General features: G+C 59.8%; 26 protein-coding genes, 1 tRNA gene and 1 pseudogene. 9 read left to right on the forward strand and 19 right to left on the reverse strand.

The genetic code is table 11. The features are described 5' to 3' along the window. Positions 1–40: 40 nt before the first annotated feature. The 3 genes from secG to ACQZ60_RS07930 form a co-directional block, all read right to left on the reverse strand. The gene (secG, locus tag ACQZ60_RS07920) at positions 41–496 is read right to left on the reverse strand and encodes a preprotein translocase subunit SecG (RefSeq protein ID WP_003524802.1); all 456 of its coding nucleotides are present in this window, start codon (positions 494–496) and stop codon (positions 41–43) included. Positions 497–612: 116 nt separating this feature from the next. After that, positions 613–1,383, reverse strand: coding sequence for a triose-phosphate isomerase (gene tpiA / locus ACQZ60_RS07925; RefSeq protein ID WP_304982655.1), 771 nt, complete (start codon positions 1,381–1,383; stop codon positions 613–615). A gap of 212 nt (positions 1,384–1,595) precedes the next feature. Beyond that, entirely contained in the window at positions 1,596–2,477 is an 882-nt protein-coding gene (locus ACQZ60_RS07930) for an alpha/beta fold hydrolase (protein WP_020809900.1), read from the reverse strand. A gap of 225 nt (positions 2,478–2,702) precedes the next feature. On the opposite strand from ACQZ60_RS07930, the gene parE reads away from it, so the two are divergent. Together parE and ACQZ60_RS07940 are read left to right on the forward strand one after the other, a co-directional pair. Beyond that, positions 2,703–4,817, forward strand: coding sequence for a DNA topoisomerase IV subunit B (parE, locus tag ACQZ60_RS07935; protein WP_020809899.1), 2,115 nt, complete (start codon positions 2,703–2,705; stop codon positions 4,815–4,817). A 67-nt stretch (positions 4,818–4,884) separates the two neighbouring features. Next, positions 4,885–5,775, forward strand: a complete 891-nt coding sequence (locus ACQZ60_RS07940) for an NAD-dependent epimerase/dehydratase family protein (protein WP_448735023.1) — start codon at positions 4,885–4,887, stop codon at positions 5,773–5,775. Between the two features lie 10 nt (positions 5,776–5,785). On the opposite strand, the pseudogene ACQZ60_RS07945 reads toward ACQZ60_RS07940, so the two are convergent. The 3 genes and pseudogenes from ACQZ60_RS07945 to ACQZ60_RS07955 all read right to left on the reverse strand — a co-directional run bounded on the left by ACQZ60_RS07945 (position 5,786) and on the right by ACQZ60_RS07955 (position 7,104). Further along, a pseudogene (locus ACQZ60_RS07945) lies at positions 5,786–6,395 on the reverse strand (ATP-dependent Clp protease proteolytic subunit). A 41-nt stretch (positions 6,396–6,436) separates the two neighbouring features. Beyond that, positions 6,437–6,793 carry an SRPBCC family protein gene (locus ACQZ60_RS07950; RefSeq protein ID WP_304982659.1) on the reverse strand — a complete coding sequence of 119 codons (357 nt, stop codon included), beginning with the start codon at positions 6,791–6,793 and terminating at the stop codon, positions 6,437–6,439. Next, positions 6,790–7,104, reverse strand: a complete 315-nt coding sequence (locus ACQZ60_RS07955; protein ID WP_003524773.1) for an ArsR/SmtB family transcription factor — start codon at positions 7,102–7,104, stop codon at positions 6,790–6,792. Before ACQZ60_RS07955 ends, ACQZ60_RS07950 begins: the two co-directional genes overlap by 4 nt. 159 nt (positions 7,105–7,263) lie before the next feature. Between ACQZ60_RS07955 and ACQZ60_RS07960 the strand changes: the two genes are divergently transcribed. After that, on the forward strand, positions 7,264–8,820 hold the full coding sequence (locus ACQZ60_RS07960) for a phospholipase D family protein (protein ID WP_020809894.1): 1,557 nt from the start codon (positions 7,264–7,266) through the stop codon (positions 8,818–8,820). Between the two features lie 15 nt (positions 8,821–8,835). On the opposite strand, the gene ACQZ60_RS07965 is transcribed toward ACQZ60_RS07960, so the two are convergent. The 5 genes from ACQZ60_RS07965 to ACQZ60_RS07985 all read right to left on the reverse strand — a co-directional run bounded on the left by ACQZ60_RS07965 (position 8,836) and on the right by ACQZ60_RS07985 (position 17,207). Next, the gene (locus ACQZ60_RS07965; RefSeq protein ID WP_003524770.1) at positions 8,836–9,669 is read right to left on the reverse strand and encodes a response regulator; all 834 of its coding nucleotides are present in this window, start codon (positions 9,667–9,669) and stop codon (positions 8,836–8,838) included. Between the two features lie 162 nt (positions 9,670–9,831). After that, positions 9,832–12,345: a GcvT family protein gene (locus ACQZ60_RS07970; protein ID WP_065115789.1), complete on the reverse strand. Its 2,514-nt coding sequence runs from the start codon at positions 12,343–12,345 to the stop codon at positions 9,832–9,834. Positions 12,346–12,610: 265 nt separating this feature from the next. After that, positions 12,611–12,949, reverse strand: coding sequence for a hypothetical protein (locus tag ACQZ60_RS07975; protein ID WP_425647285.1), 339 nt, complete (start codon positions 12,947–12,949; stop codon positions 12,611–12,613). Beyond that, the gene (locus ACQZ60_RS07980) at positions 12,946–14,268 is read right to left on the reverse strand and encodes a hypothetical protein (RefSeq protein ID WP_448735024.1); all 1,323 of its coding nucleotides are present in this window, start codon (positions 14,266–14,268) and stop codon (positions 12,946–12,948) included. The genes ACQZ60_RS07975 and ACQZ60_RS07980 overlap by 4 nt, the downstream gene beginning before the upstream one ends. 257 nt (positions 14,269–14,525) lie before the next feature. Further along, positions 14,526–17,207 (reverse strand): mechanosensitive ion channel domain-containing protein, encoded by a 2,682-nt coding sequence (locus ACQZ60_RS07985; protein ID WP_448735025.1) that lies wholly within the window; start codon positions 17,205–17,207, stop codon positions 14,526–14,528. A gap of 122 nt (positions 17,208–17,329) precedes the next feature. On the opposite strand from ACQZ60_RS07985, the gene ACQZ60_RS07990 reads away from it, so the two are divergent. Both ACQZ60_RS07990 and ACQZ60_RS07995 read left to right on the forward strand, forming a co-directional pair. Beyond that, the gene (locus ACQZ60_RS07990; RefSeq protein WP_003524764.1) at positions 17,330–17,584 is read left to right on the forward strand and encodes a GlsB/YeaQ/YmgE family stress response membrane protein; all 255 of its coding nucleotides are present in this window, start codon (positions 17,330–17,332) and stop codon (positions 17,582–17,584) included. A gap of 154 nt (positions 17,585–17,738) precedes the next feature. Continuing rightward, positions 17,739–17,814, forward strand: a tRNA-Lys gene (locus ACQZ60_RS07995). A gap of 170 nt (positions 17,815–17,984) precedes the next feature. On the opposite strand, the gene ACQZ60_RS08000 is transcribed toward ACQZ60_RS07995, so the two are convergent. Next, positions 17,985–18,821 carry a hypothetical protein gene (locus tag ACQZ60_RS08000; protein ID WP_448735026.1) on the reverse strand — a complete coding sequence of 279 codons (837 nt, stop codon included), beginning with the start codon at positions 18,819–18,821 and terminating at the stop codon, positions 17,985–17,987. A gap of 78 nt (positions 18,822–18,899) precedes the next feature. Between ACQZ60_RS08000 and ACQZ60_RS08005 the strand changes: the two genes are divergently transcribed. The 3 genes from ACQZ60_RS08005 (at position 18,900) to ACQZ60_RS08015 (ending at position 20,054) form a co-directional block, all read left to right on the forward strand. Then, on the forward strand, positions 18,900–19,151 hold the full coding sequence (locus ACQZ60_RS08005) for a hypothetical protein (protein WP_448735027.1): 252 nt from the start codon (positions 18,900–18,902) through the stop codon (positions 19,149–19,151). A gap of 201 nt (positions 19,152–19,352) precedes the next feature. After that, on the forward strand, positions 19,353–19,583 hold the full coding sequence (locus tag ACQZ60_RS08010; RefSeq protein ID WP_003524760.1) for a hypothetical protein: 231 nt from the start codon (positions 19,353–19,355) through the stop codon (positions 19,581–19,583). A gap of 282 nt (positions 19,584–19,865) precedes the next feature. Beyond that, a complete protein-coding gene (locus ACQZ60_RS08015; RefSeq protein ID WP_448735028.1) occupies positions 19,866–20,054 on the forward strand; it encodes a hypothetical protein in 189 nt (62 codons plus the stop codon). Between the two features lie 236 nt (positions 20,055–20,290). Here the strand turns inward: ACQZ60_RS08015 and ACQZ60_RS08020 are convergent, their stop codons facing one another. Further along, positions 20,291–20,539, reverse strand: a complete 249-nt coding sequence (locus ACQZ60_RS08020; RefSeq protein WP_003524756.1) for a hypothetical protein — start codon at positions 20,537–20,539, stop codon at positions 20,291–20,293. A gap of 156 nt (positions 20,540–20,695) precedes the next feature. Beyond that, a complete protein-coding gene (locus tag ACQZ60_RS08025) occupies positions 20,696–20,854 on the reverse strand; it encodes a hypothetical protein (protein WP_448735029.1) in 159 nt (52 codons plus the stop codon). A gap of 370 nt (positions 20,855–21,224) precedes the next feature. Here ACQZ60_RS08025 and ACQZ60_RS08030 point away from each other — a divergent pair, with 370 nt between their 5' ends. Beyond that, entirely contained in the window at positions 21,225–21,662 is a 438-nt protein-coding gene (locus ACQZ60_RS08030; RefSeq protein WP_080851886.1) for a PACE efflux transporter, read from the forward strand. A 21-nt stretch (positions 21,663–21,683) separates the two neighbouring features. On the opposite strand, the gene ACQZ60_RS08035 is transcribed toward ACQZ60_RS08030, so the two are convergent. The 5 genes from ACQZ60_RS08035 to ACQZ60_RS08055 all read right to left on the reverse strand — a co-directional run bounded on the left by ACQZ60_RS08035 (position 21,684) and on the right by ACQZ60_RS08055 (position 26,769). Then, the gene (locus ACQZ60_RS08035) at positions 21,684–22,649 is read right to left on the reverse strand and encodes an alpha/beta hydrolase family protein (protein WP_448735030.1); all 966 of its coding nucleotides are present in this window, start codon (positions 22,647–22,649) and stop codon (positions 21,684–21,686) included. 112 nt (positions 22,650–22,761) lie between these two features. Beyond that, complete coding sequence (locus tag ACQZ60_RS08040; protein ID WP_020810469.1) at positions 22,762–23,367, reverse strand: ABC-type transport auxiliary lipoprotein family protein; 606 nt, start codon at positions 23,365–23,367, stop codon at positions 22,762–22,764. A 15-nt stretch (positions 23,368–23,382) separates the two neighbouring features. Next, positions 23,383–24,753 (reverse strand): MlaD family protein, encoded by a 1,371-nt coding sequence (locus tag ACQZ60_RS08045; RefSeq protein ID WP_020810470.1) that lies wholly within the window; start codon positions 24,751–24,753, stop codon positions 23,383–23,385. Positions 24,754–24,761: 8 nt separating this feature from the next. Next, positions 24,762–25,598 carry an ABC transporter ATP-binding protein gene (locus ACQZ60_RS08050; protein ID WP_035223193.1) on the reverse strand — a complete coding sequence of 279 codons (837 nt, stop codon included), beginning with the start codon at positions 25,596–25,598 and terminating at the stop codon, positions 24,762–24,764. 10 nt (positions 25,599–25,608) lie between these two features. Then, entirely contained in the window at positions 25,609–26,769 is a 1,161-nt protein-coding gene (locus ACQZ60_RS08055) for an ABC transporter permease (RefSeq protein ID WP_020810472.1), read from the reverse strand. Positions 26,770–26,910 lie beyond the last annotated feature (141 nt).

The following is a 26,910-nucleotide window of genomic DNA, read 5'->3' on the forward strand; positions in this document are numbered from 1 at the left end:
CAGGCTTTTGGCCTGCCGGAGCGTTAAATCAAAACCGGGCTTATTGACCGGTCGGAACTGCGTTCGGATCGGCGGGCTGCGCCGGGGCCGGAGCGGCCGTGCCGGAAGCGGCCGGAGCCGGGGTCGTCTGAGCCGGTGCGGCTGCACCATTGGTCGGAACGCCATTCTCAGCCGGAGCCGGCGTCGACGGCGTCGTCGCCGGGCCGAGCGTATCGAGAATGCCGTTACCCTGGCCCTGCGTGGCCGGAATACGGTTCAGAATATCGGTCGGGCGCGATTCGTAACGCGTCAGAAGACCGAGGCCGAGCGAGGTCGCGAAGAACAGCGCGGCAAGGATCGCCGTGGTGCGCGTCAGCGCATTGGCCGTTCCGCGCGCGGACATGAAGCCCGAACCGCCGCCGATACCGAGGCCGCCGCCTTCGGAACGCTGGATCAGGACCACGCCGACAAGCGCCAGCACGATCATGAGGTGAATAACAATCAAAACGGTCTGCATGACAATCCATTCCATGCCCCGCGCGGAGCACTACAAAGAAGGTTTCGCGGCTCTTTACATGAGGCGAAGGCTTATTCCAAGCCCCTTTCCCGCCATCTGTAACAGGAAAACCTGTCTCAGGCCGTCAGTTGCTCGTATGCCGCATAGATGGACAGGAAGTCTGCGGCTTTCAAGCTCGCGCCGCCGATCAGCGCGCCATCCACGTTCTCGACGCCCATCAGTTCCAGCGCATTGGCGGGCTTCACAGAGCCGCCATAGAGGATGCGCATGGTCTTGCCAGCGTCGCCGAAGCGCTTGACGAGTTCGTCGCGCATGAAGGCATGGGCCTCACGCACATCGTCCACGGTGGGCGTCAGACCCGTGCCGATCGCCCAGACGGGCTCATAGGCGATGACGGTATTTTCGGCGGTCGCCTCGTCCGGCAGCGAGCCGGCGAGCTGGCGCTTGAGGATATCGAGCGTCTGGCCCGCCTTGCGCTCATCCGCCGTCTCGCCGATGCAGACGATGGCAATAAGATCGGCTTGATGGGCGGCAACGGCCTTGGCGCGCACCAGATGATCGGTCTCGGCATGGTCGGTGCGGCGCTCGGAATGGCCGACGATGACATGGGTGCCGAAGCAGTCGGCGATCATCTCGGCGGAAATATCGCCGGTATGCGCGCCGGAGGCGTTCTGGTGGCAATCCTGCGCGCCGATCATCAGCGGGCTGTCATCGCACAGCGCCGTTGCCACGTAGAGCAATGTCGAGGGCGGGCAGATCAGCGCATCCACCTTTTCGGACAGCGCGCCCTTGACGCCCTCTGCCATGGCCTTGATCTGATCGAGCGAGGCACGGGTGCCGTTCATCTTCCAGTTTCCGGCAACAAGCGGTCGAACATTCGGCGTCATGCGTATCCCATTCCCTTTGTCTTGAGGCCGCCTGTGGCGGCGCCCCTTCCCTCAGCCGTATCACGGCCCATAATCGCGACAGAAACACTGCCGGAAATCCCGGGATATTCCTTTAACCTCAGCCGGCAACAAATGGTACAAAAAAGCGGCCTAAAGGTTCAAAACGACGGGCAATTTCTAAAAATTTGCCGTTGCTGACCCAAATCGAGGCCTCAGCGGCTCAAAATCCAGTTCAAAACCGCCCGCCAGTCGGTCATGCGCACCGGTGTGCCGTGGCTGCCGGTCTCATAGCGCGTGAACCGCGCCGGCTCGCCGGCCTTCAGCAAAGAGCGGAAGATGCTTGCCTGCTGATCCGCCGAATAGACCTTGTCGGCGCTGCCATGGGTGAACCAGACCGGCTTCTTCGCCCTGGCAAACGCGCTTTTCGGAAAATCCGGATCGACCGCACCGCCGAGGATCGCCATGCCCTTGAGATTGGCGACGGCAGCCTTGTCGCGGCTGATACCGTAACAGATGAAACTGCCCATCGAGGCGCAGGTCAACACGACAGGCTTGCCGCCCGATTTTTTGGCCGCATCGGCAATCAGCGCCGCGATATCGGCAACGCCGTTCTCATCGAAGGAACGCACGCTCGGCGCATAATAGGTGCCGCCATTGGCGACGGCGAGGTTTTTCAGCCGGTTGAAATTGCCGCCGAAGGTGTAGTCGTTCATTCCGAGCCGCCGGTCGCCGCCGCGTCCATGGATGAAGATGACCGTGAAGGCCTGCCCGCTCGCCGGCCCGACACGGCCGACCTCAAGCGCCCTGCCCTCAACGGAAACACTTTCCAGCGCCTGCGCCTTCTTCGGCGTCATATCGACATATTGCCGTTTCACCCGCCGCTCGGGCACCTCGTCGCGGCCGTTGATATCGCGCATCTCCTGATAGTCGACGACTTCTGAAGCGCCGCCATCGGCCGTGGAAAGCACCGTCTGGGCGGAAAACAGCTCATCCTTGAAGGGACGCAGCGGCCCATCGGAGGCCAAGGCCGCAACCGGCATGGCCGCAACAGTCAGGCTGAAAAGAGTACAAAACGTGAAATGAGCTGTGGACATGCCTTGGCTAACCGTTCATTCGTGGCTGCGAGACTTGCCATTGCAACCTCGCCAGCGCAATCCTCCTGTTGCGAAACCCTGACACAATCGTGGCATAGGATGCGCCGCATCTGCCAGACGGGCCCACTTCAAATCGGACGGGAACCGCGTTTGGCGTTATGATTGACGCTACTGGCATAATGATTCGCATGGCGAAATTCTGACACACGCTTTTGAACTTTGGACATGATGGACGACAGCAACGATCTCTTCTCCGGTCTTCCGGCAGCACGAAACAGCGATACGGAAACGAACGAGGACACCGCAAAGACGCCGGTGACCGCGGCCGCCAACGTGCCCGCCAACGCGAATGTGCAGCCGAAGCCCGCAGCCGTTGCGGCCGTGACGCCGCCCGCCCCCGTATCACCATCCGGTGACGACTACGGCGCGTCCTCGATCCGCGTGCTCGAAGGGCTGGAGCCGGTGCGCATGCGCCCCGGCATGTATATTGGCGGCACCGATGAGAAGGCGCTGCACCACCTGTTCGCCGAAGTCATCGACAACTCCATGGACGAGGCCGTCGCCGGCCACGCCAATTTCATCGAGGTCCATCTCGATGCCGAAGGTTTCCTGACGGTCACCGACAATGGCCGCGGCATTCCGGTGGAAAACCACCCGCAGGTTCCCGGCAAGTCGACGCTCGAAGTCATCATGACCAAGCTGCATGCCGGCGGCAAGTTCGACGGCAAGGCCTATGAGACATCGGGCGGCCTGCACGGCGTCGGTGTTTCCGTGGTCAATGCGCTCTCCGATCTTCTCGAAGTGGAAGTGGCCCGTAACCGCAAGCTTTACCGCCAGCGTTTCTCGCGCGGCCTGCCGATCGGTCCGCTGGAAGAACTGGGCGACGTGCACAACCGTCGCGGCACCCGCGTGCGTTTCCATCCCGATCCGCAGATCTTCGGCGACCACGCGAAGTTCGAACCGGCCCGCATCTTCCGCATGGCCCGTTCCAAGGCCTATCTCTTCGGCGGCGTCGAAATCCGCTGGAGCTGCGATCCCGGCATGGTGCCGGCCGGCGGCGAAATCCCCGAAAAGGCCGTGTTTCATTTCCCCGGTGGCCTGAAGGACTATCTCGCCGCCACGCTCGGCAAGGAATTCACCGTCACCCGCGAGATTTTCTCGGGCCGCACGGAAAAGACCGGCGGCCACGGCGCGCTGGAATGGGCCGTCACCTGGTATGGCGGCGACACGCAGATCCATTCCTATTGCAACACCATTCCCACGCCGGAAGGCGGCACGCATGAGGCCGGTTTCCGCATTGCGCTCACCAAGGGCCTGAAGAACTACGCGGACCTGACGCAGAACAAGCGCGCCAAGGACATCACCACCGATGACGTGATGATCTCGGCCGCCGGCATGCTCTCCGTTTTCATCCGTGAGCCTGAATTCGTCGGCCAGACCAAGGACAAGCTCGCCACCGTCGAGGCTCAGCGCATCGTCGAAAACGCGCTGCGCGATCCCTTCGACCATTATCTTGCCGGCAATCCGGGCGAAGCGGCGAAGCTGCTCGACTGGGTGATCGAGCGCGCCGAAGAGCGCCTGCGCCGCCGCAAGGAAAAGGAAGTCAACCGCAAGACCGCCGTGCGCAAGCTGCGCCTGCCCGGCAAGCTGGCGGATTGCGCCCAGAACACGGCGGAAAATGCGGAACTTTTCATCGTCGAGGGTGACTCGGCGGGCGGCTCGGCCAAGCAGGCGCGCAACCGCGCCAACCAGGCCATCCTGCCGCTGCGCGGCAAAATCCTCAACGTCGGCAGCGCCAGCCGCGAAAAGCTCTCCGCCAACCAGCAGATCGCCGATCTCATTCAGGCGCTCGGCTGCGGCACGCGCACGAAATATCGCGAAGAGGATTTGCGGTATGAGCGCATCATCATCATGACCGATGCCGATGTCGACGGCGCCCATATCGCCTCGCTGCTCATCACCTTCTTCTATCAGGAAATGCCGGAACTCATTCGCGGCAGCCATCTCTATCTCGCCGTGCCGCCGCTTTATGTCATCCGCCAGGGTGCCAAGAGCGCCTATGCCCGCGACGACACCCACCGTGCCGAGCTGATGGAAACCGTCTTCAAGGGCAAGAAGGTCGAAATCGGCCGCTTCAAAGGCCTCGGCGAGATGATGGCCCAGCAGCTGAAGGAAACCACCATGGATCCCGAAAAACGCACCCTGCTGCGCGTCGAGATCGACGATGTGGATTTCGAAGGCACCCGTGAGGCCGTCGACAATCTGATGGGCACCAAGGCCGATGCCCGCTTCCGTTTCATTCAGGAACGGGCGGCCTTCGCTGATAATCTGGATATCTGATCTTCCGGATGAAACCTTGAAAGGCAGCGCATGGCGCTGCCTTTTGTGTTGATGTGGAGGCAACATCATGCGGATAGTGCTGACGGGCAGTTCCGGTCGGGTCGGCCGCGCGATTTTCAGTGCACTGGCCGGCAGGCATGATGTCGTCGGCATGGATCGCTCCCCCTTTTCCACCACCCATATCGTCGGCGATTTCGCGGACAAGGCGCTCCTGCGCTCCGCTTTCGAACAGGCGGATGCGGTGATCCATACGGCAGCGCTCCACGCCCCGCATGTCGGCATTGTTCCGGACACGGAATTCCAGCGTATCAATGTCGACGGAGCCCGCATGGTGGCGGAAGCGGCAATGGCGGCGGGCGTGCCGAGGCTGGTCTATACCAGCACTACGGCGCTTTACGGACACGCGGTTTCCGCAGGGGCCTGCACCTTCATCGATGAAGAGACGCCGCCCCGGCCGAGGAGCATCTATCACCGCACCAAACTCGAAGCCGAGCAGATGCTGGAGGCGATGGCGGGCCCGCATCTCGCCGTGCGCGTGCTTCGCATGTCCAGAAGTTTCCCGGAGCCCGCCGACGTGATGGCGGCCTACAGGCTGCATCGCGGCGTCGATATCCGCGATGTCGCCGATGCCCATGTGCTGGCGCTGACCAATGCGGGAAACGATTTCCAGCGCTATATCATATCGGCAACCACCCCGTTTTCCGCCGATGACTGCGACAGCCTCGCCAAGGATGCCGCTTCCGTTCTCCGGCAGCGGACCCCGGCCCTCGCCGACGCTTTCGCGCAAAGGGGATGGGCGCTGCCTGAAACGATTGACCGGATCTATTCGCCCGCCCGCGCCGCAGAGGGTCTGGGCTGGACATCCCGCTTCGGTTTCGGCGAGGTACTTGCACAATTGGACCGGCGCAGTCTGGAGGTCCCGCCTGTGGGCGCCAATATCAGCAGGAAATCCGAATAAGCGTCCGGCCTTATGCCGCGACATCCTCACGAACGCCCAGAATGCGATCGATCAGGCCCCATTCCAGAGCTTGCTCCGCCGTCATGAAAAAATCCCGGTCCATGGCCGCTTCGAATTTTTCATAGCTGTGTTTGCAATGCTCGGAATAAAGCCGCGTCATACGGTGCTTCGTCTGCTTCATCTCTTCGGCATGGATCAGCATGTCCGAAGCCTGCCCCCTGGAAACCGCCCAGCGGTTGATGAATGTGGATGCTTGCATTGGGAAGGGCGCTCCGCTCGCCCGGTTCACCCGCCATCAGCAGAAACGACCCCATGGAGCGGGCCGTTCCCATGCAGAGCGTATGAACCGGTGCGCGGATATAATGCATGGTGTCATACATGGCGAGACCGCTGGTCACCACACCGCCCGGCGAATTGATATAGAGATGGATCGGCTTCTTCGGGTTTTCCGCCTCGAGAAACAGCAATTGCGCGCAGACCAGCGCCGAAACCGCATCGTTCACCTCGCCGTTGAGGAAGATGATCCTTTCCCGCAACAGCCGGGAATAGATATCGAAAGACCTTTCTCCCCTTGACGATTGTTCGACTACCATAGGGACGAGTTGCATCGCTTCGCGCATCGGCGAACTCCTGTCGTTGAAATGTCGGGGAACGTTCGGGATCAGGCGGCGAGCTTGATCGGCGAACCATTATGGTTTGCAGCGGCCTTTATCATCCGGCCGGTATTGACGGGCAGATCATGAATGATGCGCAGGCTGGTGCCGCCATGGGCATTCGCCGCGATCCTGAAGGTGACGGTGCTTTCCAGAAATGGCGGATTGTTCTCGCGCAGCCGGTAGCGAACCTCCTCGCCGGGCTTGATATCGATCGCATCGGGCTCCGCCAAAGCCTCCTTCGGCAGCCAGTTTTCACGAAACGCCGGAATGCTGATGGCGCGCCAGACCTTTTGCGGCGGCTCGTCCAGATCATATTCAAGCTCGATGCCGTTTTTCGGCGCTTCCGGTGTCTGCCTGTTCATTGGTCCATATCCTTCAGCAGGAGTTTGAGAGCCTCAATGCGCTGCGGCCAGTAGGCGCGATATTTGCCGAGCCAGGCCGCAATGCGCGTCAGCCCGTCCGGATCCACTTCATAATTGACGAAACGGCCCTGCCGCTTCTCGACCACCAGCCCTGCCCCGCGCAACACTGAAAGATGCTGCGACATGGCCGGCTGGCTGATCTCGATCCCCTCACGCAGGGCGGAAGCGTTCATGGCGCCATCCGCCAGCTTTTCGAAAATGGCGCGGCGCGTCGGATCGGCAAGCGCCCGGAAAATATCGTTCTCTGTCATGACAACACATAAGCACACACTTATGTGATTCACAAGCCCTTTCGGCGCGTGGAAAACGCGCCTTTTTCACGCCGATGGCACAAGATGCCGTGAACGCTTTATCCGCTCGCGCGTTCTCATCCCGCCTGATACTCTTCGGGCCGGGAGCGATCAAAACAAGTGACTGCATTTACGGTCTTCATCGTCATTCTTCTTATGGTCATCGGGCCGAGCCTGTTCGTCGTCATCGGCAAACAGCGGGAAAAGGCCATTCCCAAGCGCCCCTCCACCGCCCTGCCCCTTGCCGAAGACGCAACGACGCTGGACCGGCACTGGCAATCGATAAGAAACGGCTGGAACGAGAAAAATGCGCTCTGCCTGCTGCATTCCAACCTCGATGCCTTTGCGGTGCGCGTGGCGGCGGCGCGTGCTGCCGGGCGCAGCCTCGATCTGATGTATTACATGTGGAATGCCGACCTGACCGGACGGCTGATGATGCGTGAAGTCATCGCCGCCGCCGATCGCGGCGTGCGCGTGCGCCTGCTGCTCGACGATCTCGGCGTCTCCATCTCCGACCGCATCTTCCACGCCATCGACAGCCATCCGAATATCGAGTTGCGACTGTTCAACCCCACCCGGGCGCGGGAAAACATCCTGCATCGAAGCATCGAACTGGTGCTGCGCTTCCGAAGCGTCAACCGGCGCATGCACAACAAGGCCTGGATTGCCGATGGCCGGGCCGTGATCGTCGGCGGGCGCAACATTGGCGACGCCTATTTCGACGCCGCCGAACGGGCGAATTTCCACGATTTCGATATTCTCGGCTTCGGCAGGATCGTCGCCGACGCCACCGAAATCTTCGACGATTACTGGAACAGTGCCGTTTCCGTGCCCGTGCGTTCGCTATTGGCGCGCAGGCCGAGCAAACTCGCAAGGCTGCGGCGCGAGCTGGACGCCCTGCCGAAAAGCGAAGCGGCAAAACCCTATCTGGAGCGCGTCGAAAGCCAGTATGGCCGCGACCATTTCCTGATGTCGGACCGTCTGCACTGGGTCGAGGCGGCGGATATCCTCGCCGACCCGCCGGAAAAGGCGGCGGGCAAGCGCCGCAAGGGTCATAACTTCCTGATGGAAAGCCTGCTGCCACTGATGCAGGCGGCAAGCGACAGCCTGCACATCACCTCCCCCTATTTCATTCCCGGCAAACAGGGCGTGGGGATATTTCTACAGCTCGCCGAGAACGGCGTGTCGGTCGCCATCCTCACCAATTCGCTGGCCGCGACGGATGTGGCCGCCGTGCACGCCGGTTATGCCCGCTATCGAAAACCGCTTCTCTCCGGCGGGGTGCGCCTGCACGAGCTGCGCGCGCAGGCGGATCAGTCGAACTTCACCCTGCGCGGCTCGGGACAGGCGAGCCTGCACACCAAGGCTTTCACCCGCGATGGCAGGACCGGCTATATCGGTTCGCTCAATTTCGATCCGCGTTCCGCCTCGCTCAATACGGAAATGGGCGTCGTGTTCAACTCGGCCCCGCTGGTTGCCCGCATGGACGAGATATTCGCGGGCGAAATCCGTCGCACCATGAGTTTCGAGCTGGAAATCGACAAAGGCAGGCACATCGTCTGGATGACGGAAGAACAGGGGCGGACAAGGACATACCGGCGCGAACCCGACGCCACCATCAGCCGCCGCATCGTCGCCGGTATCATGCGCTTCCTGCCGCTGGAATCACAGCTTTAACGGGGAAAGCCTGGGTCAGGCCGCCGGCCTTACCCCCGCTTTCGCCAGCTGTATCTGCACCAGCGTATCGAGGTTCTGGTTGACCCGGCAATAAAACTCCTCGTCGATGAAGGGCCGCAGCATGAAATCATTGCCGCCCGCCTTCAGGAACCGCGCCGAAAGCAGCCGGTTGGTGGAGGAAGACACCCCGATAATGCGCAGCTCATGCGACCCGCGCACGGTGCGGATGCGCCGCGTCAGTTCGAAGCCGTCAATATCGGGCATGTTGTAATCGGTCACCACGAGGCCGATATCGGGATTGGCCTTCAGGATATCGAGCGCCTTCGCACCGCTGTCGGCCAGGCTGACGCGAAAATTATAGCGCTTGAGACGGCTCGAAAGCAGCGCCCGCGCCGTCGGGCTGTCATCGACGATCAGCACGTGATGGCGATGGTTGGTGAGAAAGCGGCAGACGGATTCCGTCAGCATATCCACGGCGAAAATATTGTCCTTCAGAATATAATCGACCACATCCTTGGCGATCAGCGTTTCGCGCGTCGCCTCATGAAAAGTGCTGGTGAAAACGATGGTCGGGATCGAAAGATCGATCAGATATTCCAGCGCCTCGCCCTTTTCCGCCCCCGGCAGGTTGATGTTGGAAATCGCCAGCGTCACCGGTTCGGGAGAATGTTCGTAACAGGCCTGCAATTCCTCGAAATTGCGGCACACTTCCACGGTAACGCCCAGCAGTTCTTTCAGGCGCATGCTCACCATCTGGGTGAACACATTGGTATCTTCCGCCAGCAAGATGCGGCTGTTGGTAAAAGGCACGCCAGAATATTGCATGCCCGTAATGCCTAGAAAATTCATTCTGCCCCGATCCCCCATCGTATGTCAGGGAAAGATAGCAGGCTCATTTTTCAGAATCATTAATAACACTTTTTCCGGAAAAGCAGTTGAGCACATGCTTACCTAAACGGAAATACGGCCCACGAGGGGCCGTATTCCGACTTTGGGAGGGGATATTTTGTCTCAGGCGCGCAGAAGCGCATTATCCGTGTCGAACGGGCTTTCTTCCACCACTTCGGCATCGTAGGACGTACCGAGAATGCGAATCTTGAGCTTGGTGCCCACGGCCGCATATTCCGGTTTGAGCATGGCGAGCGCGATGGATTTGCCGAGACGCCAGCCGAAACCGCCGCTTGTCGCGCGGCCCGCAAGCGCGCCGCTTTCATCGAAGATCGCCTCCGAACCGCGCGCATCGACATCCGTATTGCCTGATACGGTCAGCGTCGAGAACACCCACTTCACGCCGGCCTCTTTATAGGCCACCAGCGCATCGCGGCCGATGAAGCTCTTCTCCGGGCGCAGGAAGCGGTCGAGACCCGATTCATAGGCGTTATATTCGACCGAAAGCTCGCGACCCATGTTGCGATAGGATTTTTCGAGCGACATCGATACCATGGCGCGGATACCGAAGGGCTTGATGCCGAATTCGGCGCCCGCTTCCATCAGCCGGTCGAAGATATAGTTCTGCATCTCGATCGGGTGGTGCAGTTCCCAGCCAAGTTCGCCCACGAAGTTGACGCGCAGCGCATGCGCCGTCGCCACGCCAACGGAAATCTGCCTGCCGGTGAGCCAGGGGAAATCCTTGTTCTCAAGGCTGGTGCGGGTCAGCTTCTTCAGGAGATCGCGCGACTTCGGGCCGGCAAGAACCAGCACGCCGTATTTCTGCGTGATCGGCTGCAGCACCACGGAACCATCGGTGGGTGCAAGGCGGCGCAGCACGTCATGGTCATGCGCTTCGAGACCACCGGCCGAAACCATGTAGAAGCGGCCCGGCGCCCATTCATAGACCGTGAATTCCGCCTTCACGCCGCCATTCGGTGTCAGAAGATGGGTGAGCGCGATACGGCCGCGCTTCTTCGGCACCGCATTGGCGAGAATGCTGTCGAGCCATGCCCGCGCACCGGGGCCGGAAACCTCCATCTTGGCGAAGGCCGACATATCGAGCACGCCGACATTCTGGTGAACATTCTTCACCTCGTTGCCGACATGTTCGAAATAATTCGAGCGGCGGAACGACCATTTCTCGACGATACGGCCGTCATCCAAGGCCGGCGCATGGTTGTGGCTGGTGATGACATCCGCACCGACGCCGAGGTCTTCCTCGCGCAGCGCATAACCTTCCGGCGCATACCAGTTGGCGCGCTCCCAGCCATAAACCGAGCCGAACACGCCGCCGAGCTTCTTCAGGCGGTCATAAACCGGCGTCGTCTTCAGCGGACGGGCGGCGGAGCGCTCTTCGTCCGGGTAATGCATGGTGAAGACGTTGGCATAGGCTTCCTCGTTTTTGGCGATGAGGTAACCTTCCGTAGCGTAAGGGCCGAAGCGGCGCGGGTCGACACCCATCAGGTCGAGCGTCGGCTCGCCATCGACGATCCATTCGGCCAGTTGCCAGCCGGCACCGCCGGCAGCGGTGATGCCGAAGGAATGGCCTTCGTTCAGCCAGAAATTCTTCAGGCCCGGTGCGGGGCCGACAATCGGGTTGCCGTCAGGCGTATAGGCGATAGCACCGTTATAGACCTTCTTGATGCCCACTTCGCCGAAGGCCGGAACGCGCACCATGGCGGTTTCGATATGCGGCATCAGGCGGTCGAGTTCTTCCTGGAACAGTTCATATTCGCTGTCGTCGGAGGGACCGTCGACATAACAGACCGGCGCGCCGACTTCATAAGGACCGAGGATCAGGCCGCCCGCTTCCTCGCGCATATACCAGGCGGAGTCGGATTCGCGCAGCACGCCCATTTCCGGCAGGCCCTGGCGACGACGCTCCTGAATGGCCGGGTGCGGCTCGGTGACGATATATTGATGCTCGACCGGAATGACCGGAATGTTGATGCCGACCATCTCGCCGGTCTTGCGGGCGAAGGAGCCCGTGCAGGAGATGATATGCTCGGCGATGATCTCACCCTTGTCGGTCGTCACCTTCCAGTGACCGTCTTCAAGCTGCTCGATGGCGGTGACGGTGGTGTTGCGATAGATGGTCGCCCCGCGATCACGCGCGCCCTTGGCGAGCGCCTGAGTCAGATCGGCAGGCTGGATATAACCGTCATCCGGATGCTGGATGGCGCCAAGCAGGCCGTCCGTCTCGCAGAGCGGCCAGATTTCCTTCACCTGCTCCGGCGTCAGCATGTTGACGCGCACGCCGATGGTCTCGGCAATGCCGGCATAATACATATATTCGTCCCAGCGATCCTTGGTGCGGGCGAGACGGATATTCGAGACCTTGGAGAAGCCGACATTCATGCCGGTCTCTTCCTGAAGCTCCTCATAGAACTTCACAGAATATTTGTGAATCTGGCCAACGGAATAGCTCATGTTGAACAGCGGCAGAAGCCCGGCCGCATGCCAGGTGGAACCCGAGGTCAGCTCCTTGCGCTCGATGAGAACGCTGTCGCTCCAGCCCTTCTTGGCAAGATGATAAAGCGTCGAAACGCCAACGACGCCGCCACCGATCACCACCGCCCGTGCATGTGTCTTCATTTACAGAACCCCTGAAAAGCGCCGGCCTTGCCTTATTCCGCCGACATTGGATGGGAGGAATATGAAGCGCTTGCGGGTTGTTCAGCCGCCTGATTGCGACATGGCCATAGGGTGCTGCGACAGGGAAGAAATTGCCGCCATCGGGGTGGGCTTTCGTATTGCCGCCGCCCAGCAGGACGACGAATGAGAGGATGTCGGAAAAATACCTGCCCATGGCAGCGTCGAGGATTTTCAAACCTCGTGGCACCCAAAGACCAGCAGATGCCTATTTGGACCACCTGTTCTGAAGCTCCTTCTGCATATCGAGCATTTTAGGCTCATCCAGCTTGAAGTCCTTCAGCATATTGTTGCCTGGGATAATAATCGTTTCCTTGAGCACGGGGGCGCCCGGCAAGTTATGGATACCGCCGCCGCCCGGTGCCGGTGGTGGAATGGGAATAGGACTTCTGGGACCGGGCGGTGGTGGAGGCTCGCAAGGTGGAATCTCATATCGGCAGTCTATGGCAAATGGGAGGAAGACACCATTGGCAGGCTGTGCAAACACCTCTTGCGAATTCATCAAGAATGAAACGGCAAGTCCGAAAAAAATCGAAGCGCTTTTCATTTCCCTGCCTCCGTTGAGGTCGCACATGCCAGCACGGTGCCTTTTACTTTTTTATCAGCGGAGGCCTTCGCCAGATCGTCCCTCCAAGCAGGCGTGCTGCCACGCATACCCAGTGAAACGGAATTGAACCCGATAACTAGTGGCCGCGCAAAACGACGATCAGAAAATAGGCCCGAACTATTGGCGCTGCGGATGGCGTTTTCAGCCGCAAGCCTGTCCTTTATGGCGGCCTCTGCCGGAACGTCTTTGGGCGGTTCCGTGGCCGATGACGTCACAACGTCCTGCAATTTCTCCATGTCGGGCCGACGGCTGGCCAGATTGGCTTCGATCAGCCGACCACGCCCGTTGGTGACCTTCACGCCGCGAGTCAGAAATGCCTGCCGCACCACAATCAGCCGGATGTCGTAGATGTAGCGCAGACCGCAATCTTTGGTTTCCGCACTCCTCAAGATGTCGCGGCCGAGAATATAGGAGAGCTTCTCGCGCAGATATTCATCGTTACAAAGGAGTTGCGTTTTCTCGCCGGCACAAAACTGAATCAATGCGTATTGAGCGTGAAAAGGATTGATGGCGTAGGTCTGGACGTTCTGCAGCTCGATTTCCTCGACATCAGCACGCGCGCCGCCGAAACCGATAGTGTTCCAGAGCCCGGCCATGCCTTCCCTTCGCTCGATCTTGATAACCGGGAAAAGCACATCCTTCACCTCAAGACCCGAGGTCGTGCCATTATTCTGGACTTCGCTGCGCGGCTGCGAAAGGGCAAGCTTCTCCTCACCCTGCTGCCAGGTATTGTCACCGAAATAAGGGGCTTCCGATTTCAGGGAAAGGTATTGTCGAAGATCCGGTATCTGCGTCACCTTGACGTAGCGGCCAATGAAGGATTCGCTCTGGAGATCGTCCGGCAGCGATTTAAACTTATGGCCTGAATCTACGACTTCGGCGATGATATCGCCGACGTAGATGTCCTCCTGGGGCGGATAGACCGGCGTTATGCCGAGCCGTCGGATGGATTCATTCCAGCGTTTGGGCAGGTAATCGTCGGTCACATCCGCTTCACCCATCAGGAAAAACAGACCCGCCGAGCCGATAACTACCCCCGCCGTCAGAAGGGACAGCCGGGCGGCATGGGGCTGCGTCCACGCCCAAAGCCCCTTCAGCTTCTCCCGAAGAGATGTTTTTGCAGGAACCGGGCCCGGAGGCTGGGCAGGCTGGGCAGGCTGGGCAGGCTGGGCAGGCTGGGCAGGCTGGGCAGGCTGGGCAGGCTGGGCAGGCTGGGCAGGCTGGGCAGGCTGGGCATTCTCATCGACTGGATCCGGCATTTGAACCCCGACAGGAAAGAAATAAACTAAATAATAACCATAATATATCAACTTAAAGTTTACATAGCAATACAGTCACTGCGGGTATTTCGATTATTTTTCATGACGGCGGCCGGGCATATCCGACCTCCATCAAAGTAAAAAGCTGTCCCGGGAAGTACCCATCATTCACAGCAACGCAGCCGGGTGCGAGACTTGGCCCCGCACCCGCCGGAACCGATACCGTCGGCCCAATGATCGGCACCGGCCGCAGCCGCTCAATTATCCTTGCCGACCACCTTCGCCGCCGTCGGCTGTTCCGCAACGGCCTTGTCGCCCGTCTTGTCAGCTGCCTTGCCCGCATCCTTTTCCGGCACAGTGCCAGCAACGGGCGATGCCGCGCCCGTATGGGCCACCACCGCCTTGTCGCCCTCCTCCGAAAGCAGCGCCGCCAGCATCTGCGGATTGGCGTCGCCTTCCACGTGGATGTTGAGGTTGCGCTGCGGGAACGGGATGTCGATCCCCTCCTCCCGGAAGCGCTGGAGGATTGCGATGCGGAGCGCGTTTTTCACGCCAAGACCGTTGGAGAGATCGGCAAGGTGGAAACGCAGTTCGAAATCCAGCGAAAAATCGCCGAAGCGCAGGAACTCCACATGCGGCTCGGGATTGCGCAGCACCGGCGGCTGGGCGCGCACCAGTTCCAGCAGAATATCCATGACCTTCTGCGGATCGGAATCGTAAGAGACAGAAACGGGAATTTCCGCGCGCATGATGCGGTTGCGGTGTGTCCAGTTGCCGACCGAGGAATTGATGAATTCCGAATTCGGCACGATGATCGACTGGCCACGGAAGGTTTCGATTTCGGTGGCGCGCACGGAAAGCCGCTTGACGGTGCCTTCCGTCGTGCCTGTCACCACCCAGTCTCCCACCTTGAAGGGGCGTTCGACCAGCAGGATGAGGCCGGAGACGAAGTTGGAGACGATGTTCTGCAGGCCGAAACCGATACCGACCGAAAGGGCCGAAGCCACCAGCGCCAGGCTGGAGAGGTTGAGACCGGCGGAGGAAACGCCGAAGATGGCCGCCACTGCGATACCGAGATAACCGATACCGGTCTTGACCGAGTTGCGCACCCCGGCATCCACCTGGCCGCGCGCCATGACGTTATTGTCCAGCCACTTCTGGAACCAGCGGGTGATGATGTAACCGATGGCGAAGACGAGAACGCCGCCGAAGAGGCCGATCAGCGAAATGGAGGCATTGCCGACGGTGATGCCGGTCAACAGGCGATAGGCCCAGCTTTCGATATCGCCCGGCTGGAAGCCCCAGGAAAACAGGATGAGCGGCACACCGAAGGCAAGCGCGACGGCATAGATGCCTAGCCCCGCGGCAAGGCCGGCCTGATCGAGCGCCACCACGCCGAGGCCGAAACGCCGCGCGAGATAACGGCCAGCAAGCGATTCCGCAAAGGCGCCCTGTCGCGAAATCGCCTTGCCCGAGAGAATGCCGATATACATCGTCGCCAGCACCGCGCCGGTGGCGACGATCTGCGTGGCGAGGAAGCGCGCAAGCCCGACATAACCCGTCAGGCAGGCGCCGATGAGAACGAGACCGCCCACCCGGAGCAAGATGACGAGCCAGCGCGGCAGGCGCTGGTTACCGGTCTCGTAATCCTGCCCCTCGCCGATCACCGGCCGCAGGAACGATACGGTCAGCAGGATAAGGCCGATGATGATCGAGGCGAGGAAGCTTTTGGCGACGGTGACGATCAGCGGAGAATAAAGCGTCTCGCTGATCGTGCCAAGCAGGTAATCGAGCCCGTTGACGAGCGCCATTAAAAGCACGGCCGAGGACAGCGTGTGCGCGCCCTTGTTGGACACCTTCAGAAGGCGCCATTCCGGCTGTGTCGGCGCGAAGATCGCATAGCTCAGCCGCGAGACGAAATAAACGAAACCGGTGATCGCCATCGCCCCGAACAGGATCGGCGCGATGTCTGACCGCAGCACGTTGAAATTATCGAGGAAGAAGGCGGAGGTGACGAGAAACAGGAAAAGCGACAGCGACTGCACCATGGTGGACCAGAAGGCCACCGAAAGCCGTCTCAGATAGGAAGGCTCGCCCGTAAAGGCGCGCCGGTCCATGCGGCTGCCGAAAAAGCGGTAACCGCCCACGAGAAACAGCAGGGCGGCCATGATCGACAGCGTCACCGCCCCGAACATCGGCAGGCGCTTGTAATTCCAGACAAAGCTCGCCCAACTGCTGAAAGCGTTGTTGAGGTTGGTCAATTCGGTCAGAAAGGCGGAGGAGGCGTCGCCCAGTGTCTGCGCCGAAACTTCGGTGCGCTTGAACAGCGTGGCGGCAAAAAGCGCCCGACGAACGGCAGTGATGTTATTGGAAATCTGCGCGGCATTGGTGGCCGTGCTCTCCACCTCGCCGGCAATCGCATTCACCTCGGCCCGTTCCGCCGTCAGCCGGTTTCGCTCCTCCGTCACCATGCTGGCTTCCGGCGGCTGGTCGTCCGCAGGCGCCGCACCCAGCGCATCCAGCCGGGTCTTGATCTGGTCGAGACGGGTGCGCAGCTTGGTGTTGGCGGCGGCGGCATCGGCGGCAATGGTGTCGGCGCGGCCCTTCAGGTCCACAAGCTGCACATCGTCGCTGCCGCCTGCTTCCACCTGTTTGGCGATGGCCGCGACATCGGCCTTCCATTTCTCCAGCTCCGCCCTCGCCTGTTCGACGGTCGAGGCCTGGATCGCCACCGGGGCGGGCGATGTTGTTTCCCCCTGCGCCGCCGCCGGCATTGCCGACAAAAGACCGCCAGCCAGAAAAAGCACCATGGCCATTATCGCCGCCATGGCGCTCCTTTGCCGCCGATCCCGCACCAGGCCGTCGAACACCCTTCTGCCGTCCATCAATCCGCCGAACATCAACCGCACATCCATGCCTTTCGTCTCTTTGCGCCGCATCAGGCTTTTTAGCGCCTGCGGCGCGGAAAACCACCCGCATAAAGCGAGGTTTTCAGGAGTTTGCCTTGCTTTTCACCACGAGAATCATCACCTTTGATGATGCAGCAACATGGGAGGAAATCATGGAATCTGCTGGCATAGGCTGGATCGCAGCCATCATCATCGGTGGTGTCGCCGGGTGGCTCGCCGAACAATTCATGAAAAGCAATATGGGTGTTTTCATGAACATCCTTCTTGGAATCGTCGGCGCGATCGTCGCCAACGCCATCCTTTCGGTATTTGGAATCGTTTTGACGGGTTGGCTCGGTTATCTCATCGCCGGCTTCATCGGCGCCTGCATCCTCATCCTTATCGGCCGGGCTTTCAGGCGCGGATGAATAAAAGGAAAAATCCGTAAAACCCCGGATTTCCAGACTTTTCCAGCGCGACTGAAATTTTTCGTCACAAAAATCGAAGAAATTTCATTTCCGCGCTGGACAAGCCCAAACTTCCCCTTTATACGCCCCCTCACACCGCCACACGGTGCCGGTCGGGTGATTAGCTCAGTTGGTAGAGCAGCTGACTCTTAATCAGCGGGTCGTAGGTTCGAGCCCTACATCACCCACCATTAACTCCTTGATTTATCATAAAATTAACGGACACAGCCAGCGTCGGCCATACGGGCCGATGAAGCCTTGGGCAAGCTGCGAGCCTTGGACGCCGTCCGTTAAAAAGGCGGCTTGCGCCGCCTCTGTCGGTATTCCCAAAGCGCATTGTTCACGCGGAGCTAGAAGCCTCTCAGCGGCATTGCCCCGCCAGCTCGATACCTTCCTTGATCAGCCCTTCATTGACCGCAAAACCGGTCTCCCGCCTGAATTTGCTACCGAGAACGGCAACCAGATTGCCGACATTCGGGGAGCCGTCAGTACCGAAAAGCTCAAGATTGTCATTGACCCCGACGTTCACGCTGGCCGCCATGCCCCGCGCAACGCCATCGGGGCAATTGCAGCTCCCGCACTGGCCGGCCACCGGAGTGCCGTTTGCGGGTTTTGCGCAGAGAGGACCTTTGAAGCCTGCAGGCGGCTGCGGACCGCCAGTGCATGATCTGCCCCAGCCGTTTCGAACCCCGACGGTGCCCAGCGTATCGCACCAGGGTGAGTAGGTCTCGGCAATCTGCATTGCAGATCGCAATCCCCTGCGGTTCTTCGAGCAATAATCCCGGACAACTGCGCGCACCGACCATTTCGGATGCTCGAAGATGGCATGACCGACCCTGTCGTTGCTAACTGCCCCTTGCCAGCCCCGCCCCATAACGCATCCGTAATTATTCATTTTTACGCAACGCAAGCGGTTCTGGTGGCGCTGCAGGTCTGCCGCGTCGAACGTCAGGACCTGGCCATTATAGGTCAAATATTCGGAAGCAAATTTTTTCCAGTCAGGAGCTGAATCCTGAGCAACAGACGGCGATATGGCGAAGAGAAAAAATGCAAGCGTAATAAAAACGACCCTGATCATCTGAAAATCCCCATTTATAACCCCGAAGTAATAAAACCATAATTCCCGTAAAACGCGAGTCATATTTAAAATTCGACTTAATGTTTTCATCAACTCGCTGCAGCGGGAAAAGATGTTCATTCCTTCTCAAGGCGGCCGAAACGGCGAATATAGATCTCTCCGTGACGCCGTTTCCCCAAAGCTGTCTCAATCGTCCTTATGATCGGGACCATGAGATTGCTCATCAACATAATGCTTTTCATTCTCGGCGCGGTCGGGAGCGGGATATGTGCGTTTTTATTATCGGCAGCGCTTGCCGATTCCGGATTTCTCGGCTCCTGTTTTGAAGGAAATTGCGCTTATGCGGCGCTTTTCATGGTACTGCCCGTCACATGGTTCGTGCTTTTTGCGCTTTATGTGATGGCGCTGCTGATCTGGCGACGAAAGCCTTTCCGGAACGGAAGGCTCTGAAAACGCAGATGGCGACGTCATCGCCGCCGCGCACGCGTTGACAGCGATCAAGACTTGCCGCTAACGTCCGCCTGCTGGGGGATTCGCTGCCAGTGATATGCGGGCCTCATGAGCATACCCGATATCACCGGCCTCTGAATGTGCATGTTCCGATTTGCGTCTCGCGTATGTGGACATGACGGAAAACAGGGAGACCAAAGGATGCGGGCCGCAATCAATTCCCCGTCGCTTTCGATCGACACCATGGACTATCAGGCCGAGTGCCAGTTCGCGCTGGAACCTTCCATTCACGGGCTGATCGAAAAAGCGGAACATGCCGGCTGGAACCGCCAGCAGGCCGCCCTTGCCATCGTCGCGCTCGCCAGCGAGCATCTCACCGATCTATTGTCCGCCGGCGGCGTTCCCGCGCCGGATCAACGCCCCCTCTCCTGATACCCTCCTTAAGCCAGGCGGATCAGCGCCGGCGTCATCGAAACATCATCGTAAAAATCAACACAGCAGGTCCGGAGTGTCCCTGTCGACACTGCCGGAACAGGTTCGTGCTGTGAAGGTCGACGTGTAGGCAAATCCGATCCCTCGCGCACCCGACGCAGCCTGTCGCGCGCCCGTCCGTTCATTGTGCCGGGCGCCAAACCGCCTGCCGGCAACCCTGCCATAGTGTTGACACAAGCCACCAATAATGAGAACATAAAGTGAACATTATGGAGGTCAGCGATGAACACAGCAGACGCAGCCATAGAAAATGCCCTCTCCGTTGTCGCCCGCTCCCGCGATATGCGCGAACGCGCGCTCGAGCGGCGGCGCGAGCTGCAACGGCGAACGGAAGTCATCATCACCCGGCCGCTTTACGTGCTCAAAAAGAACGAAGGGCCGAAACAGCTGTTGCTGAAACTCGATAGCTAAAGCACGCCCGGTTTAAACGGAATCGGTGGACGTGCTCTACCTCTTTGTTTTTACGCATTTTCCGGACGTAAAACCGCTTCGCACTTTTACTGGAAATGCTCTAGTCGCCGATGCAAGGAACCGGCAAGCGTGGCGCTGTGAAAGCGACGGTTGCCCCGCCTTCCTCCTGAAAGCAAAATCCCGTGCGGATCACCTCACGCACGGGATTTTTAGAATGAAGAGGTTGTTGTTCCTGTTTATTGCATGCGTTGCATTGCGGCTTCTGGTTCACCCGTCGTCGCAACCGTCGCAGGAAGGCGGTCGGTCTTTTTCAGGATGACGACTGGCTTTTCCACCGGATCTGTCGGCGGAACGATGCTTGCGGTTTTGAATTCACGGTCTACGGCAGGAACGGAAGCGTTGATCTGTTGATGACCTGCGCATTCCGCAAGCGCTGCACTGGCGGAAAAACCAAAGACAGCGGCGATAATGAGAACTGATTTCATGTCATTCTCCCTTCGCTCTGGTGGCGATCTCCAGTCTAGGTGGAGACGGGCCGGATTGAAAATCACACTTTAGAGACATCTAAAGCTCATCATCATTTCGACAGTCGTCGTCATCATCGATGTGCGGGGGCAGGCAACAGGCAAATGCCGTTGCCCTTATTTCTTCCGCACATCCAGCGGATTTCGGCAAAGCGGTCTGCGAAATATCATCGCCACATAACTTCCCTTAAGAGAAATGAGGCTTGGCGTGTAAGTCGAAACCTTCGCCGTGTTGGCGGCCTTTATCGTTTTCCCCTCAGAGGAATTCTGCTGCATGGCACGCCTCCTTCCATAAGCAATAACGAAAATGCGCCGGTCTTGTTCCCCATCGCCCTCTCTTTGCTCCGAGAGAGGTCGAGGCGCTGCCAGTTGTTTCTTCTCCCCGCCGGGGAGAAGGTGGCCCGAAGGGTCGGATGAGGGGGCTAGCTCTCCGAATGTCTCCACCCTCGCCCCCTCATCCCGCTGCCGCGGACTTCTCCCCGGCGGGGAGAAGAAACAAGCGGCGACCTTCCAGCCATATCCGCGACCCCAAATGCGCAGTGCTTGAAAAATTCGCCCAAAACCTCTATATGCCTCAGCGCGAGGACGACCTCGGCCACATCGGCGACAGCATGCGGGACGGCCCGGTCACATACCGGAGAATGAAATGCGTTCCCTGCAAGATCGTATCCGCCACGCTCTCAGCTTCGAAATCATCGGCCTGCTGCTCATCATTCCGCTCGGTGCGCTGCTGTTTGGCATGCCGATGGAAGATATCGGCATTGTCGGCATCGTCAGCGCCACGCTGGCGACGGTCTGGAACTATGTCTACAATCTCGGTTTCGACCACGCCATGCAGCGGCTGAAAGGCACGACGCTGAAGACGCCCGCCCTTCGGGTCGCCCATGCCGTGCTGTTCGAACTCGGTCTGCTGATCGTGCTGATGCCCTTCATCGCCTGGTATCTGAATATCAGCCTTGCCCACGCGCTGGTGATGGATATCTCGTTTGCGCTGTTTTACGTGGTCTATGCTTTCGTCTTCAACTGGAGCTACGACCGCGTTTTCCCCCTGCCGGAATGGAAGTCGCAGCAGGACGCCGCCTGACCGGCGCGAAAAGGAAAAACGTCAGCGCAGCGACGCCTTGAAGAAGCTGACCACCTCGGCGTTGAAGCTGCGGTGAAACCCCGCCCGGTCGAAACCCGCCGCATCGCTGCAAATCTGGGGCACGGCCTTTTCCATCTCCGCGGGGCAAGGGGTGATAAAGGAAAAGTGCCCCGCCCCTTTTACCATCCGATAGTCCGGTTTCACCGGCAGATCGTCGCGCAGCCTCGCAACATCCTGCGGCGCGACACCATCGCCGCCGCGTTCCGAACTCCAGAGCTGGACGGGGATCGTGATATTCTTCAGGTCGCCTGCGCCGGGAAAGGCATTCAACGGGTCGGCGGCAACCACAGCCTTTATCCGCGCATCCTGACCGCCATGCTGCGGCAATGTCGTCTTCTGCCGCATCTGCGTGCAAATCGGCGCCTGCGGGTCGGGACAGGGCAGCCCGGCATTGGCAAAATCAGGCGTGCCGCCGGCAAGCACCAGCGCGGTATAACCGCCGCGCGAAAATCCGAAGACGCCGATCCGTCCGGCATCGATGGAACCGGCTTCGCTAAAACCTTCAAGCAGATGATCGAGCAACCGGGCAATATCCGCCGGACGGCCCGTCAGCGCGGAAAGCTCTCCGGCCTTCTTCATTTCAAGCGCATTGTCTCCGGGGTGATTGATCGCCGCAACAATGAAGCCGGCATCCGCCAGCGCCGCCGCCGTGTCCCGATGGCTGAAATAGGTGCCGCCAAAGCCATGGGAGATGACGATGAGCGGATATTTCCCTTCAGGAACAGGGCAATCGCGCACGGCCGGCAAAAGGAAGGGACCGATCCTGACCTCTTCCGGCGCGGCCGCGCAGGGCGACCAAACCGCAGCCTTCATGGCAGCTTTGCCATTCGCGGCTGGAATGTCGATCAGCCGGAGACCGGCCGCCATGGCGGCGCCCGTTCCAGACAGGGCGGAAAAGATAAGGCAAAGCAGCAGCAGAAATCGCATCACCAACTCACGGATCGGGCTCACGGATCGGGACCATTATGCATAGGCCGATCGGTGACCGGCGCTACGCGAACATAAAGCGGTTTCCTGTGACGGCAATAACGCCGAACGCTTAAAGCGATTTCAGCGTCCAGGCCACGATGTCGCGCGTGGCGGCGGCAAAGGCCTGATCCAGCGCCTTCACGAAATTCGCGTTGCCGGAACCGCTGACGCGGGCGCTGGCGCGGAACACGTCCTGCGCCTTCACCGTGCCGTTGCGGTCATTCAGCAGTTTCACCGACATCTCGATATTGGCGATATTCTTCACCGTATCGATTTCGAAGGCGCGAATATCGGTCACGACCTGATAGTCGATTGCCAGCCCCTGCCCCGGCCGGCCGACGCCGCCGAGCTTGCCGGTATCCTCGAAGGCTTCCACCAGCTTGGATTGCACCATGCGCGGCAGGCGGTCGCTCCATTGCGAGTTGCCGAGATATTGCACCTCCGAGCCGGAAAGGCGCACCACGATGTTTTCGCTGTCGAGCGCCTTCAGGGCGGTCGGATCGGCGATCAGCAATTGCCGGCTTTTCAGCGAAGGTCCTTGCGCCACCGCCGCCGAAGAGACGGAGAGATCGAAAGTATCGTTCTTCGGCGCACCCGCGCAGCCCGCCATCAAGGTGGCAAACAGCGGAGCCAGAATGAGGGCGCGGCGCTGACGGCCGTTCATCAATCGTGTCATTGGCCCATACCCCTCTTAGCGCCTTGTTCTGCCATCATATTGTTTCACGGTTTCGCCGCCGAAAATCAACCGCTGCGGATCGCGGTCGATATTGGTGATGGCATTGTTGAGATTGTCGACCGTGACCCGCGTGCTGCCGATCAGCGCCTGGAAATCCTTCAGGCCCGAGCTGGAGAAACGGGTCAGATTGTCGGCAATCGGCCCGATACGGGCATTGAGATTGTCGGCCACCGCCTTGAAGGAGGTCAGCGTTTCACGCGCCTTGGCAAACAGCGAATTGGCGTCATCGGTGCCGAGCATGCCGTCCACCTTGGCGAGAATACCGTCGACGCGGCTGGAGGCAAGGTTCAGCTTGCGGCCCATTTCTGTGAAGTCGGAAACCGCCTGGTCTATATCGGCGCGACGGGCGCCGACATCGTCGGCGATGCGTTTGAAGTTCGCCACGGCATCGCGCGCATCGGCGGTCGCAGAGGAAACGTCATCAACCACGGTGCCCACCTTGGCGGGATCGACGGAGGCGAGAAGCTCATCCGCGCGCTTCACCACGGTCTGCACTTCCGTGCTCGCCGCTTCGAAATTGCGCGCCGTGCTCTGCACCGTCTCCATGATGCCCTGAATGTCGCTGGAAGCGGAAGCGACATCCTTCGTCACCTTGTCGACATTCGACAGGATGGAATCGATCTTGCCAGCATCCACCGCCTTCACCAGATCCTCGATGGCGGTCAGCGTGCCGTCGAGACGGACCGAGACCGACTGCACCGTGGTGGAAAGCGAGCTGAGGCTGGCGATGAAATTCTTGATGCCGTCGGAATTGGCCGCCAGCGCATCGGAGAATTTCTCGGCATTGCGCACCGTCTGCGTCAGCGGGCCACGCGCATCCTGCACGAAACCCTGCAATTCACCGATGGCGCCATCGGCGCGTTTCAGGATTTTATCGGCCGTGGCGAGCAGGTTAGTGACGCTGGAAAGATCGGCCGTCAGTTCGGCCGGAACCCCGCTTTCGACAGCCTTCTGCAGAATGCGCTCGCCATCCTTGTTGCCACCGGAAAGCTCGATATAGGCAGCACCCGTCAGGCCCTGAATTTCAAGCACGGCGCGGGTGGACGGGAAAACCGGGGCATCGGCCTGCACTTCGGTAAAGGCGATGGAATAGGCCGGATCATCGCGGTCAATGGCAAGGCCGCGCACGGTGCCGACCGGAATACCGTTGAAACGCACGGGAGAACCGACGGAAAGACCGTTCGCGGAGCCGGGAATACGCACGACGAGCTGGGCCGTCGGGCCGCCACGACCGAATTCCGCCATCCAGTAAACGAAGCCGAATGCGGCGGCGATCACGATCAGCGTGAAAATTCCGACTATGGTGTAGTTCGCCTTGGTTTCCATGCTTCTTGTTACTCCACCGGATTTTCGTGTCTGCCGTCCGGAAGAACGACAGAGCGCGCCCGTTTGCCGCGGAAATAGGACTGCACCCATGGGTCGTCGCAGGCGAACATGTCCTGCAATGTCCCTTCCACCAGCACTTTCTTCTGGCCCAGCACCGCAATGCGGTCACAGACGGAGAAGAGGCTGTCGAGGTCGTGCGTCACCATATAAACGGTCAGGCCGAGCGAATCGCGCAAGCGCGCAATCAGCATATCAAATTCCGCCGCCCCGATGGGATCGAGGCCGGACGTCGGCTCATCGAGGAAGACGAGGTCGGGATCGAGCGACAGCGCGCGGGCAAGCGCTGCGCGCTTGATCATGCCGCCGGAAAGCTCGGAAGGATACTTGTCGCCCGCATCGGGCTTCAGCCCCACCATCTCGATTTTCAGATAGGCAAGCTCGTCCATCAACTTCTTCGGCAGGTCGAGATATTCGCGCATCGGCAGCTGGATGTTTTCCTTCACCGTCAGGCCGGAAAACAGCGCCCCCTGCTGGAACAGCACGCCAAGCCGCTGGTCGAGCATCATGCGGTCGTCTTCGCTCGCCTTGTCGTAATCGGTGCCGAGAATGCGGATCGCGCCTGCCTGCCGCGGCAGGAGCCGCAAGATCGCGCGCATCAACACGGATTTGCCGGCACCGGAGGGGCCGATGAAACCGAGGATTTCACCGCGATAGACATCGAGATCGAGATTTTCGAGTACGTTGCGGCCGTTAAAACCGACGGTCACGCCCTCGACGGAAAGCACCACCTCGCGGCCGTCTTTACCGGTTCTGGTCTCCTGCGGTTTCTGATCCAGTTTCTCCAACGCGCCCTCCCTAAAAATCGATGGCTGCGTAGAAGATGGCGAAAAGGCCATCCACCAGAATGACGACGAAGATCGACTTCACCACCGAGGAGGTGACGTGCTGGCCGAGCGATTCGGCCGAGCCGCCCACCTTCATGCCCTCTACTGCCGCGACGATGCCGATGATGAGCGCCATGAACGGCGCCTTGATCATGCCGGCGGCAATGGTCGATTCCTCGACAGCGCCATGCAGGCGCGACAGGAACACCTCAAACGTGATGCCGGAATAAAGCAGCGCCACGATGGCCGCACCGAAAAGTGCTGCGAAATTGGCGAGAATGGTCAAAAGCGGCAGCGCGATGGTGAGCGCCACCAGCCGCGGAAACACCAAAACACCCACGGGGTTGAGGCCGATCACCTTCAGCGCGTCGATTTCCTCGCGCATCTTCATGGAGCCGATTTCCGCCGTGATCGCACTGCCGGAACGGCCGGCGATCATGATCGCGGTCAGAAGCACACCAATTTCGCGCAATTGCAGAATGCCGACGAGATCGACAACGAAGACTTCCGCACCGAAATAACGGAGCTGGAACGCGCCCTGCTGCGCGATGATCGCACCGATCAGGAACGACATCAGCATGATGATCGGCACGGCGCGCACGCCCATATGGTCGATCTGGTTGACGATCGCCGCCGGCGAGACGCCGCGCCCGCGCCCGAGCTTCATCTGCGCGCCGCGCACGGCCGAGCCGAGAATATACATGCCCGCCAGGAAATCCGCGCCGTTCTGGATGACGGCCTTGCCGATGGGCGCAAAAATACGTTCGGCGAGCCCCGCCTTCGCAGCGGCTTCGCCCTCCATCTCCACCTTTTCGGGCAATTGGCCGATGACCTCTTCGATACGGTCATTGCCCGTCACGGTGACGGTGGCGCCATTTGCCTCGAGGTCCTTGCGCAGGCGCTGGATGATCCATGCGCCGGTCGTATCGATGGCCTCGACGGAAGAAAGATCGATCTCCACCGGGCCGGCGGATTTGCTCTTTTCGATCTTTTCAAGACTGGGGAAAACACCGGCGAGATTGCTGTTGCGCCAGGAACCGCTCATGACAAAACGCAAGCCGCCGCCGGAGACGTTATCGTCTTCGGTGATTGCGGCCGGGTTCGCCTGTTGCCGTGTGTCCTGTTCTTGCATAATGCTCCGAGCGAGTGCAGCCGTCACGAGATTCTTAAAGGTTTCATAACGTTTTGGCCTCCGGCAAGCCACAGTGACGGCCGACAATTCGTGATAAATTTGGCGTCATGTGTCTTTTGCCGCCCAATCGGAAGTGAAAAA

Source organism: Agrobacterium sp. 22-223-1 (assembly GCF_053522385.1).

Bases quoted from the DNA above. Each gene is read 5' to 3' on its own strand.
- ACQZ60_RS07940 (WP_448735023.1), top strand. From the start codon at position 4,885: ATGCGGATAGTGCTGACGGGCAGTTCCGGTCGGGTCGGCCGCGCGATT.
- ACQZ60_RS07955 (WP_003524773.1), bottom strand. From the start codon at position 7,104: ATGACAGAGAACGATATTTTCCGGGCGCTTGCCGATCCGACGCGCCGC.
- parE (WP_020809899.1), top strand. From the start codon at position 2,703: ATGATGGACGACAGCAACGATCTCTTCTCCGGTCTTCCGGCAGCACGA.
- ACQZ60_RS08035 (WP_448735030.1), bottom strand. From the start codon at position 22,649: ATGCGATTTCTGCTGCTGCTTTGCCTTATCTTTTCCGCCCTGTCTGGA.
- ACQZ60_RS08040 (WP_020810469.1), bottom strand. From the start codon at position 23,367: ATGACACGATTGATGAACGGCCGTCAGCGCCGCGCCCTCATTCTGGCT.
- tpiA (WP_304982655.1), bottom strand. From the start codon at position 1,383: ATGACGCCGAATGTTCGACCGCTTGTTGCCGGAAACTGGAAGATGAAC.
- ACQZ60_RS08000 (WP_448735026.1), bottom strand. From the start codon at position 18,821: ATGAACATCTTTTCCCGCTGCAGCGAGTTGATGAAAACATTAAGTCGA.
- ACQZ60_RS08045 (WP_020810470.1), bottom strand. From the start codon at position 24,753: ATGGAAACCAAGGCGAACTACACCATAGTCGGAATTTTCACGCTGATC.
- ACQZ60_RS07985 (WP_448735025.1), bottom strand. From the start codon at position 17,207: ATGCGGCGCAAAGAGACGAAAGGCATGGATGTGCGGTTGATGTTCGGC.
- ACQZ60_RS07965 (WP_003524770.1), bottom strand. From the start codon at position 9,669: ATGAATTTTCTAGGCATTACGGGCATGCAATATTCTGGCGTGCCTTTT.
- ACQZ60_RS08030 (WP_080851886.1), top strand. From the start codon at position 21,225: ATGCGTTCCCTGCAAGATCGTATCCGCCACGCTCTCAGCTTCGAAATC.
- secG (WP_003524802.1), bottom strand. From the start codon at position 496: ATGCAGACCGTTTTGATTGTTATTCACCTCATGATCGTGCTGGCGCTT.
- ACQZ60_RS08015 (WP_448735028.1), top strand. From the start codon at position 19,866: ATGAACACAGCAGACGCAGCCATAGAAAATGCCCTCTCCGTTGTCGCC.
- ACQZ60_RS08020 (WP_003524756.1), bottom strand. From the start codon at position 20,539: ATGAAATCAGTTCTCATTATCGCCGCTGTCTTTGGTTTTTCCGCCAGT.
- ACQZ60_RS08025 (WP_448735029.1), bottom strand. From the start codon at position 20,854: ATGCAGCAGAATTCCTCTGAGGGGAAAACGATAAAGGCCGCCAACACG.
- ACQZ60_RS07950 (WP_304982659.1), bottom strand. From the start codon at position 6,793: ATGAACAGGCAGACACCGGAAGCGCCGAAAAACGGCATCGAGCTTGAA.
- ACQZ60_RS07975 (WP_425647285.1), bottom strand. From the start codon at position 12,949: ATGAAAAGCGCTTCGATTTTTTTCGGACTTGCCGTTTCATTCTTGATG.
- ACQZ60_RS07930 (WP_020809900.1), bottom strand. From the start codon at position 2,477: ATGTCCACAGCTCATTTCACGTTTTGTACTCTTTTCAGCCTGACTGTT.
- ACQZ60_RS07990 (WP_003524764.1), top strand. From the start codon at position 17,330: ATGGAATCTGCTGGCATAGGCTGGATCGCAGCCATCATCATCGGTGGT.
- ACQZ60_RS07980 (WP_448735024.1), bottom strand. From the start codon at position 14,268: ATGCCGGATCCAGTCGATGAGAATGCCCAGCCTGCCCAGCCTGCCCAG.
- ACQZ60_RS08055 (WP_020810472.1), bottom strand. From the start codon at position 26,769: ATGCAAGAACAGGACACACGGCAACAGGCGAACCCGGCCGCAATCACC.
- ACQZ60_RS08005 (WP_448735027.1), top strand. From the start codon at position 18,900: ATGATCGGGACCATGAGATTGCTCATCAACATAATGCTTTTCATTCTC.
- ACQZ60_RS07970 (WP_065115789.1), bottom strand. From the start codon at position 12,345: ATGAAGACACATGCACGGGCGGTGGTGATCGGTGGCGGCGTCGTTGGC.
- ACQZ60_RS08010 (WP_003524760.1), top strand. From the start codon at position 19,353: ATGCGGGCCGCAATCAATTCCCCGTCGCTTTCGATCGACACCATGGAC.